The following is a 10,130-nucleotide window of genomic DNA, read 5'->3' on the forward strand; positions in this document are numbered from 1 at the left end:
AACCAGTAAAAACTCACAACAGCAATTGCTAGTAGCGCTACTGTCCAGTGAGGGGATGTTTTCACAAATCGACCTAGGGAACCTTGCATGAATTATTTAGCCTTTAACCGATCAACAAAACGGAGGTGCATTACTAGCCCTAGGGCATTTAATGAAAGCGTGACTAACCAGAAATAGAGCATGCTGGTGCCGTGCACCACTTCATAATTTTCAAAAAAGCCTAAGCGAAGCGTTTCTAACCCATGAGGAATGGGGTTAAGCATTAAGTATTCCAGCAGCCAGTGGGGCAACTGGTTAAGGGGAAGAATGACCCCAGAAATAATGAGCAGCGGCAGCGATAGCATGCGGATCACTCTGCCTACTTCTGGTACTAGTGTTGCGGCAACGGAGGTCACTAACCCCAACCCTAACCCAAGGCACCAAAGCGATAGCCAAGCTGCCATGACACGCACAGCATTATCTGGGTACATATCTAATCCCAGCATTAACCCGCCACCGATAAAGATTAAAAACACAAAAGAGCGCAACATTCCTTCCAAAAAGTTGCGCACCAAGACAGGATCTATAGGCTGTACTTGGCGATAGGCAAACAACGCGCTGTTACCTTCAATTGCCCCCATTCCTCTTAGCATGCCTTCACGCACTAAGAAAAAGCCCATCAAACCAGCAATCAACCAAGGAATGAATTCAGCGTTGACCACTAGTCGGCCACCACGAATAAAGCTACGAATGGCGACCATAATGCCCACCATCGCGACTGGTTCAAAAATCATCCAGAACCAGCCCATGCGGTCGGCCATGGTGCGCGAAAGAGCTTCGCGCATAAACATGGCGTACCACACGCTACGTGTTACTTGCCAAGGCGTGCGGGCACCCTTCGGTGCGCCTCTTACATTTGCCATAGCTCTACTTTTAAATAGGTGAGATGTGGGCGTGAAGCGTGAGGTGTTCGTAGTTTTCCTCACACCTCACCATTTACAAATCAACTGCGACGCGGGTGGCGACGGCGATTTGGAACAGTATTTGTGTCAGCGTGGAAGCTAGCTGCAGGTTGTGGGTAGGAGCAGCGGGCATGACAAGAATTTCATCACCCGGACGTAGATTGACGTTGCGGGCATTTTCTACTGCGCCGTTCTGACGAACAATGAGAATGTGATCTTCATCGGCGCGGTTAGTAAAGCCACCGGCACTTTCAATGTAGTCGATCACGTTCATGCCGGGGCGAAACACTGCGGCTTGCGGCACCAGCACTTCACCGCTAATCAGCATGGAATCACTAATTTCAGGAATAGTGATAATGTCGCCATCTTGTAACCGAATATCAGAGATTCTATCGTTGTAGGCGACTACTAAACGCCCACTAGGCTCTAACTCTCGGGCACGTTCAACGAAGTCTTGAATAAGTTCGGCTTCTTGGGCACGAATTTTCGCTTCTTCGTTGGTGCTAGATTCAGCGCTTAAATACGTAGTTTCTAAGCGGCGTAAGCTATCTTCCATAGATTGCTTTTGCTGCTGCCTGACGCTTTCACGCTGTAGTGAAATGCTTTCCACCGCGGTCATATTCTCTGGCACGGGGATGGCGTCTAGCAGTTCACTTAGGCGTGCATCGCGAGGTAAGGCAAACCTAGAGGGGCCGTAATAGCTACCTTCCACCTCGACCACGATGGTTTCACTGCGCTTGTCAGCGCTGAACAGTACTTCATCGCCACTGCGGATGGTTTGTCCGTAGAACATATCTAGGGGGAAGTATTGGGCAAACGGGCCGTCATCACGGTTACCGCGTAACAGCACATGAGAAACACCGCTTCTTAGGCGTGCCAAGTTTACTAGCTCAGCACCGCTTAGCTGGTTACCCAGCAGCTCGTAGCGGTGTTCACGATGAACATCGCCGCCTACGGCAATGGCTGGGCCGCGCTCTTCTACAACAATGGTGTCGCCATCTTGGAACTGCGGGCGGGCAATGGAGCCATTAATAAGGAAGTCATACAGATCGACTGTAGCCACGGTACGGTCGTTACGCATCACGCGAATTTGCCGGTAGCTGCCTAGGTCTTGGTCGATGCCGCCTGCTTGATCCAAAAAGTACAGTACCGAGTCATTCGGAGTGCCCGCAAAGCGGCCTGGATTTTCTACATAGCCAGTCACAAACACCGCAACAGGCTGCACGCCTTGCACGTTGGTATAAACTTGAACATTTTCTGGATAAACCGAGGTAATGGCACCGCGCACGCTGCTTTCTACCTGCTGGCTATTTTGGCCTTCTACATTTAATGGGCCTGAGCCGGGAATAAAGATATTGCCTTGGGCATCTACCGGTAGCACCCGTTCAAATTCAAGCGCGCCCCAAACTCGCACGGTGATTTGGTCGCCGGGCTTAACTTGGTAACCGGCATTTAGGCCATCTCCCATCGCACCGCGAAACCCACCGGTAAACAGGTTGGCACCGAACGGCGGAAGAACATCAGGGTTTTGCGGTTGCGCTGACACAGGGCCATACGTTCCGCTACGCCAGTCAGCCCGGGGGGTGTCGTTTACTTGTTCTACCTGCTGCTGGCTAGCTTGTTCTTCCGGCAGAATGGTGTTGGGCAGGCTGATACTTTGCGCCCAACTCGTACTGCTTATTAGGCTACTAACAAGCAACAGTGACACAGCGGCTAAAGGGCGTTTCAACGAAAGCCGCTTGATAAGACGAGTAGCATTCATTAGTAGCGCCCTTGTGCTGCAGTAGTTGAAGAAGACATGCTTTGATTTAGCACGCGCTGGTTAACCCAACCATTGGGCGTTTCACAGGTAAGAGCCGTGCGAGCTGCGCCACTTCCTGCTTCTACTACCCGAAGCTGACGGCACTTTCTACCGCTGGCGGCTAGATAAGGCGCATCGGCAATAATTTCGACGTTATCACCCCATGGGCTGCGCGCTACGTTTATTACTGCCCCGGCAGGCGCTTGGGATAAAAAGCCATTGAGGTTGTCATCTACAAGTAGTTTGGCTGAATCTGTGTTTAGCACGTACTGCGCTTGCTGCTGTGTGCTATTGGGATAAGTAGCGCAACCGCTTACTACGGCAACACTTAACGCGGCCAGCAGCATGCGAGCTGGTCGTGCTAGAGAAACAGGGATATTCGACATGATAATTTTCCAGTAAAAAGGCACGCTACCGCCCAGGGATTCATATGGGCGCATTCCCTTGCCCTACGTTCCTGCTCGGTTAAAAAATAATTAGAAAAAACTACGTTAACGATTTAGTGGGCATTGTAGAGCAAACTTGCTACCACCTCCACTTCGACAACCCTTGTACAAAATCTAAAATAACTTAGCATATCGTTTTTCGATGCAAGGAACGGTTGAAATTCAGTGGTTGGCAATTTTTTGGCGCTACAAAAGAAGTGCAACGATGCAACAAAAGAAAAGTTGAACCCTCCGACGATTCATTCGAAGAATAGAATCGTCGGAGGGTCCAAGTGGGAGGTCGAGGTTTTGGAATTTGGTGGCGAAGCCGATCACGTTCACTTGCTTCTTGGCCTTAACCCTACGATCCAGCCTTCCAAGCTGGTCAACAGCCTGAAAACGGTGACCAGCAGGCGGCTTCGGGCCGAATTCACCGAGCATTTGGCGCAGTTTTATTGGAAGCCGGTGCTCTGGAGTCGGGCCTACTGTTTGCTGACGGCTGGTGGTGCGCCTATTGAGGTACTGCGCGACTACATCGAGAATCAAGACCGGCCAACGTGACGTTGGCCGCGCTATCCATCGCCACCCAAACCAAGGTTATGAGTGGAGAATTCCGCGCTTATCGTTAAACCGCGCCTTCTCTTTCCGAGAGGAGGGATTGACATAGTGCCTAGTTTGGCATTATTTTTGAGTTTAGCTAACGTTCCCAGTGTGCCTAATTGGGAACACCAGCATTCTCCTAATGTGGGTACCGCCATTACATGGTTGTTCCACTATTCTTAATCGGCTCCCATGAGAAGGTAAAAATCTTGTGGTTTGAGTCCCCCAGCATAAATGTGCCTATCGGGTGCGGCCTGAGCTATTAGCGCGCTGTATTTTATGTCTTTTCTAGTGACAATTCACCTCCTGACACTTTATCACTGCGTGCATACTGGCTAGCTATTGCCAGTCTGTGACTGTGAAATGTTGCCAGCAGCGTTCGCTATCCTCTGATGCGTCTTGCGCTATGTAACCACCGACGCTTAAAGCAGCCCTTAACGCGTCTATCTCGATGATTCTATGAATTATTATTCATTTTCTTGTGCATTTAGCACTTGAGAATGCTTTTGCTCGCCTGCCATTTCAGTGGTGCAGGCTGACTGCCGCTACGAAAAATTACAAATCGCTCCAAGCGGCTGGGGCACGAAGCAAAAAACTGCCCCTTATTAGTAATAAGCCCAAATGAAATGCGAGAGAGCGATGCACATGGATATCAATTTTCAGCCACTGAATGGCCACAGCTACACCGTCAGCGCACGAATGGAGACACGATCAGTACGAGAACTGCTTGGTATAGCAGACCAGAGAAGCCATCTAAGCTTGGCATCTAACAAAACACATAATGTTGTGCTGACACACCCTCCCGTACTGTTGCGTCAGGAGGGCGGTGGGGAGCAACTATTAAACAGATCGTCATTAACAGCACAGCTCAACTCGATGCAAAGGCTGCTTAAACAGGGCTTTTCATTTACAGAAAACTTGGTTGTTTACATATTAGATGAGGCATCTATAAGTAACGATGGCGGCATGCTGTTACGTTTCTTGCTTGGTAAAATTCAACAACTGCATTACAAAAAGAAAAACTCGGATGGAGAATTACTATGGAAGAAAGCTGTAAGCGAGATATCACAAGACCCAGCTCTAAAACTGTGCATAGAAAACAATTTATTTAATGGAGATAAACTTTCTGTTCGACATTATAAAGTATTGTTTAGCTCTGCTAATCTTAGCGAAAGCTCATTTGCGCACATGCCTGACATAAAGCGTATTAAAAAATCAAAAACCAAGAAAAATAAATGCTCAGAAAATAACGACAGAAAAGCTTTATCAACGCACATTGGCGAAAAGGATGAAAAAAACGTTAAAACCAGCGTTCAAAAAGAGTTATCCACCATCGAAAAACATTTGGCTGTTATTAATAGTGCTGCAAAAAATGCAGAAAAACAATTTTCATTAAACGTTGAGCTATAAAATGTCCGCTGACCGCCCTTATCCTCATGAAATAAAAAAACAGTGGGAGTCAGCCATTGAGGCTGCCCCCCTGCTAGATGACGAAAAAACAACTCTTTTCAATATTATTAACTATTCACAACCACCAGTCTCTCTGACGACATTTAAAAAAGCAGCAGAGATTTACAATGTTGATATTAAATCAATCGACATTGAAAATCTAATCGAGAAGCTACAAACCCTTGAAAATATTAAAAAAGAAAAACCTAGCCATATTGGAACAAACTATTTTGTTTATTATGCCCTAACACATCCCTCTCACCTTTTCCAAAGCTCTAGCGATATTGCCATAAAATGTAGACGGTATTTTAGCCATCTTTTTGGCAATGTCGATGAAAATAAGAGCATATCTAAATCAACTTTTTACACCCACGTTCTGGCAGCACGTGATGTTATCTCAGCTGTCATAAAGTCACGCATAGAAATCGTAGAAAAAAGCGAAACACTAGGCTCTGACATTATCACCACGATTAACAGCGATATGCTTAGTGCGCAAAAAAATAGCTTGAAAGAAAAGATCAAAATTTTAAGTATGTTATCCCACAAAATTCTCACGCCTGGAGAGAAACAACGGGATTACAATAGCTCAGAAAAACAAAAAACTGCCAGTAACGTGCCTAAACATGACCCTTGGCACGATGAGCGCCTCAATGTATTAGCCAAGACGCTGCTGCCAAAACGTCAGCGTCTATATATTCGCCGAGAGCGCTATAAACAACATGATAGTGCAGTATCTGGCCCAGCAGAGAATGCGCTATTTAAGATGCGTGATATTAAGCTTAAAGACCCCAACGAGACAGAAGAGTCTAGTGAAAACACCATAGTACAGCGTGCCGCGTCTTCAACACTGACTAGAACAGATGATATTCAACTCGTACGTCGACGCACAAAAAGTTCGCCGACGTCATCATTGCCCGCAATTACCGATCTCGCACGACTAACCGACGTTACAATACATGCAGTTTTAGCACAGCCGCTATACTCTGAACTTAAATATTTCGCTATTTTGCTCTTAACGCTCGGCTTACCACCCGAACGATTGATGCGACTGACCACAAGCGAGCACGTTGACACCGCTACTGACAACCACCATGACGACCGACCTCACTGGTGCACCGCTGAAAGCGTCCTATGTTATCGCCTACTCGATGGCCCTTCGTTAAATCGTTCAAACCCAACGAATCAGTGGGTGCAGCTCACCCTGCCTCCATCATTGACCGAGTTTTTTAAGCTCTTCCCACTCTCAGAGCGCCCGTTTCGAGGCGCCCGCAGCCAGCTCAATCGACACCTAAAACGCTATTTTCGTAACCAACCCGGCCTCATTCCCACAGCCAATCGTCTGAGCGCCAGCAGCTGGCTGTATCGCCGGCCTCACGCCATTGATGATGTCGCTGCAACCGCACTGGCTGGACAGTTCGGCCTAGGCCTCTCTGCACCTGCCGCCTACCGACAGCTATCCCGTAAAGAGCTTCAGCACGTGTTTGATAAAACATTGCAGCAACTAGGTCTGTTTGAGCCCACATTACCTGTCGCCATGCCTGTTAACGCTAATCACACATCGGCGAGCGTCGGATCGGCCGTTGCGCAGCCACCAGAATTTTTCCAGTCGATTTTTAGTGATATTCGTCAAAACATGCGCAGCTCACAGGCAGAGATCGAAGCATGGCAGTCGTATAAACCGTTTCCTGCTGATGCTCTGTTACGCTTTTCACAGCTGATATCAGCACATGAACTGCTCGGCTGGCAACTGTCAACCGGAGCCCGCCCAGTGGGCCCTAGCAGCGGCAACCAACTCGGCCAAAAAATGCAGTGGATACATGACAAAAATTCAGCGCGGGGGATAGAGTCGCGTGTCATTCCTATTTTACCGAACGTTCGCGAGAGCATTAAATCACTACATCGATGGCATTCATTGATTATTTCTGTCGCCAGTTCGGCAAACGTCGCTATAGATGATCAACGCACTGACCGACTAGACACTCCTGCATGGTTATTTACACCTCCACGCGGTAGAAAACTGCGACTTCGCGACATGCACTGGTCCGACCTATCGACTCTCCAGCTCTCGCAGTTGATAAATAGTCCCCGCAATGTTGCTCGGCACTCGTTTGCCAGCTATCTCCGCAACCGTATTCCAGACGCGCAAGTTGATGCGATGCTCGGGCACGCCAGACATGGTCGAATGCTGTCATCACCGCGCTCAGAAACCCCACTGGACATGCAAAATTATTCTCAACTGATCCATGCTCTGAAAGAGTGGTTAGGGGCATGTGGATATCAACCGCTTGATTGGAGTCGCATCCCATGGCATTGCTAAACGCAGAGAGGTTGCTGAGCGAGTGGAAAGAGGCCAGTCACGCCCTCATCCAGGATCCTCAAATCAACGATACACGCTTTATTCTGGACAGCGCGCTAGGTAACGCGCTTACGCGAACCAAACAGTGGAACCATAAAGATGTGGCCGCACTCATAGAGCGTTTTTTCGAGTGGCGGAAAGAGACTCAACGCCCCGTATCGAAACAACAGGCACGTGATCGTATTAATCGCGTACTGACAGCGCTCAATAGCGTGCCCGGCATGCAGGCCGTATTAATGCCGGAGCCCATCGCTGTACATCGCCCCTCAGCACTCCCTACGACACCTCGATCATTTTCCCTATCCGAGCAAATGATGGCATTAGAGCGACATTTATTACCTTGGTGCCAGAAACATCAGGACATCGACGCCTGGCTAATGCTCCTCGCCATTCGACTCATGACTCGGCTGGGCATGAGTGAGACGGTCATGCTAGGTACGCTAGCCATGCTGTCACAGAAACATATCAGCGGACGCGAACTCGCCATTCCATCGTCTCCCAATGCCCAGTGGCCTGACGATGGGCATTATCGGATCACGTTGCATGATGATGTATGGATACCACTCCGTGCACTGACGACACGTATGAAGCATAAAGAGACAAACGCGTGGTTATGTGCTGCTGGAAAAAATGCCGACAGCTTAAATTATAAAGAACGACGGAATCAGCTACGACAGAGGCTCAGAGCATCCATAAAACAGTGCCTAACGGAACTGCGCTCACATCCTGATAGCCATGCGTGGCCTGCAGTACGTCACTGGTCATCCGTTGTCTCCTCTAGCCGCTACGTTAACGTGATGCGCGGCATCCCGCCGCTCTGGTCTACCCTACTGCGTCAATACCCACTGCCAACGTGCACCCCGGTACCGCTGCTCGCCCAACACAATGAGGCGCATCAATATACACCAGGTGCCTGCATGGGCCGGTTACCAAACCGGGTATCCAAACATAATCAAACACCAGCACCGATTCCTGCAACGGACTCTACAACACGCCCAGCGGGTGCTTATAGTTTCTCCACGCAACATTTACCAATCGATTGGCAGCGTCGCGCTAAAAACCTGCTGCAACAGTTTTTAGCGGATACGGCCCGACTGAATCCGACCAAAGTGGCTGCCAAAAAACACGATGCACCCATGCAAGCGCTGTTAGAGCGCTACGAGAAGCGGCTCGCTCGACTGATTGGGCATCGAGGCCACTACCTCGACTGGATATTGCAATTTTTGTATCACCAGCTGCGCAGTCAGGGCAATAAGCTCAGTACGGCGCGCACCCTACTGTCTCGACTGACACCGATCACGATGCTATTGCACGACGCGGTGCTCGATCTGAGCGATTGGGATGATGATGTTGTTCTCGAGCTACACATGGAGGCCCAGTCAGGCACTCAATGGTCTGCTCGCACGCGAGAAAATTTTATAAAAAGTTTTCGTCAATTTATGCAGTTCTGCCAACACTTCGGCATGTTAGAAGACGTTTCGCTGCCTAAAAAAAGATCAGGCTCACTCGCGCCCAGCGTCCTGCGCACACGTATTCTATCGCCCGATCATATGCAGTTGCTGTGGCGTACGTTGACGCATCACGTTCCCCCAGGCGATCCCCGTCAAATGATGGGACTCGTGATTGCGCTGGGATTTTACGGTGGCCTGCGCGCCTCAGAGGTCGAAGCACTCACACTCAACTCGGTGGTTTTCAGCGCTACAAATGAACAGGGGGATCGTAACTGTTGGGTCGAAATCCTAGGTGGCAAAACAGCGGCGGCGAGGAGACGGGTAGCACTGCATGTCATGGCTCCCCCCTCTGTCATCCACTGCATGTATGAGTGGGTCAAAACACGCCAAGCAGAATGCTCGTCGTGGTCATTAGCGGAAACCGCACTGTTTGGCCCCCGCCACTCACCACAGGCCTATGTGCGTAAATCATTAATTCAGCCCGTCATTGAATGGATGCGCTATATGCTGGGCGAAGATATTGATTTTCACGGACTGCGCCATGCCGCTGTTTCATGGACACTACTAAGGCTACATGCGGCGCAACATCACACATTTCGCGATGCTCTACAGCATAAATATCACTGGATGTTTCAACCTGCACCCTTGCAAACCATACTCGAATATTTTTGCGGGGCTGAAGGACTCGATACATTATCGCGGGGCACGTTGCTCTTACAGGTCACCAAGTGGATAGGTCATCGTGAACCTGGCACGCTGATAGAAAACTATGCACATACGTTGGGCCTCATTCATAGCGATATACTGGCACCAAAAACCAAACTAACAGGCTAAAAGCCTCCAACTTTAAATCATGCGCGCCCTAGCATCCTATTTGCTAGGGCAGCTGTTATGAACATGCCCCACATTCCAATCAGGCCATGCCTATGATCGAAGAAAAAACGCAACTACTTTACAAGTCAAAAAAGCCCTGATATTTTTACAGTCGTTAAGATAATTATCTTAGCCAGGTTTGGCGACCTGACAAATCCAAGGCGCTTCAGCGCTACTGCCATGGCTAGCATATATCGTTACGCCAAATTATGGCGGTCGTGCGTGGGAGACTCC

7 protein-coding genes are annotated in these 10,130 nt (G+C 49.1%); 4 read left to right on the forward strand and 3 right to left on the reverse strand.

Annotation, left to right across the window (positions count from 1 at the left end):
* Positions 1–92: 92 nt before the first annotated feature.
* The 3 genes from INT22_RS07905 to INT22_RS07915 all read right to left on the reverse strand — a co-directional run bounded on the left by INT22_RS07905 (position 93) and on the right by INT22_RS07915 (position 3,128).
* Positions 93–902 carry an ABC transporter permease gene (locus tag INT22_RS07905; protein ID WP_193068014.1) on the reverse strand — a complete coding sequence of 270 codons (810 nt, stop codon included), beginning with the start codon at positions 900–902 and terminating at the stop codon, positions 93–95.
* A 73-nt stretch (positions 903–975) separates the two neighbouring features.
* Entirely contained in the window at positions 976–2,703 is a 1,728-nt protein-coding gene (locus INT22_RS07910; protein WP_030071893.1) for a polysaccharide biosynthesis/export family protein, read from the reverse strand.
* Complete coding sequence (locus tag INT22_RS07915) at positions 2,703–3,128, reverse strand: DVU3141 family protein (RefSeq protein WP_193068015.1); 426 nt, start codon at positions 3,126–3,128, stop codon at positions 2,703–2,705. Before INT22_RS07915 ends, INT22_RS07910 begins: the two co-directional genes overlap by 1 nt.
* Positions 3,129–3,353: 225 nt before the next feature.
* Here INT22_RS07915 and tnpA point away from each other — a divergent pair, with 225 nt between their 5' ends.
* The 4 genes from tnpA (at position 3,354) to INT22_RS07935 (ending at position 9,857) form a co-directional block, all read left to right on the forward strand.
* The gene (gene tnpA / locus INT22_RS07920) at positions 3,354–3,728 is read left to right on the forward strand and encodes an IS200/IS605 family transposase (protein ID WP_446718936.1); all 375 of its coding nucleotides are present in this window, start codon (positions 3,354–3,356) and stop codon (positions 3,726–3,728) included.
* Positions 3,729–4,412: 684 nt separating this feature from the next.
* Entirely contained in the window at positions 4,413–5,177 is a 765-nt protein-coding gene (locus INT22_RS07925) for a hypothetical protein (RefSeq protein WP_193068016.1), read from the forward strand.
* Between the two features lies 1 nt (position 5,178).
* The gene (locus INT22_RS07930) at positions 5,179–7,533 is read left to right on the forward strand and encodes a hypothetical protein (protein ID WP_193068017.1); all 2,355 of its coding nucleotides are present in this window, start codon (positions 5,179–5,181) and stop codon (positions 7,531–7,533) included.
* Positions 7,521–9,857 (forward strand): site-specific integrase, encoded by a 2,337-nt coding sequence (locus INT22_RS07935; protein ID WP_193068018.1) that lies wholly within the window; start codon positions 7,521–7,523, stop codon positions 9,855–9,857. The genes INT22_RS07930 and INT22_RS07935 overlap by 13 nt, the downstream gene beginning before the upstream one ends.
* The last annotated feature ends 273 nt before the right edge of the window (positions 9,858–10,130 follow it).

Source organism: Halomonas sp. 3D7M (assembly GCF_014897885.1).
In the GTDB taxonomy this organism is placed as follows: Bacteria; Pseudomonadota; Gammaproteobacteria; order Pseudomonadales; family Halomonadaceae; genus Vreelandella.

What these genes read in the sequence shown, in the direction of transcription:
- INT22_RS07905 (WP_193068014.1), bottom strand. Translation starts at nt 902, where the DNA reads ATGGCAAATGTAAGAGGCGCACCGAAGGGTGCCCGCACGCCTTGGCAA.
- INT22_RS07910 (WP_030071893.1), bottom strand. Translation starts at nt 2,703, where the DNA reads ATGAATGCTACTCGTCTTATCAAGCGGCTTTCGTTGAAACGCCCTTTA.
- INT22_RS07915 (WP_193068015.1), bottom strand. Translation starts at nt 3,128, where the DNA reads ATGTCGAATATCCCTGTTTCTCTAGCACGACCAGCTCGCATGCTGCTG.
- INT22_RS07925 (WP_193068016.1), top strand. Translation starts at nt 4,413, where the DNA reads ATGGATATCAATTTTCAGCCACTGAATGGCCACAGCTACACCGTCAGC.
- INT22_RS07930 (WP_193068017.1), top strand. Translation starts at nt 5,179, where the DNA reads ATGTCCGCTGACCGCCCTTATCCTCATGAAATAAAAAAACAGTGGGAG.
- INT22_RS07935 (WP_193068018.1), top strand. Translation starts at nt 7,521, where the DNA reads ATGGCATTGCTAAACGCAGAGAGGTTGCTGAGCGAGTGGAAAGAGGCC.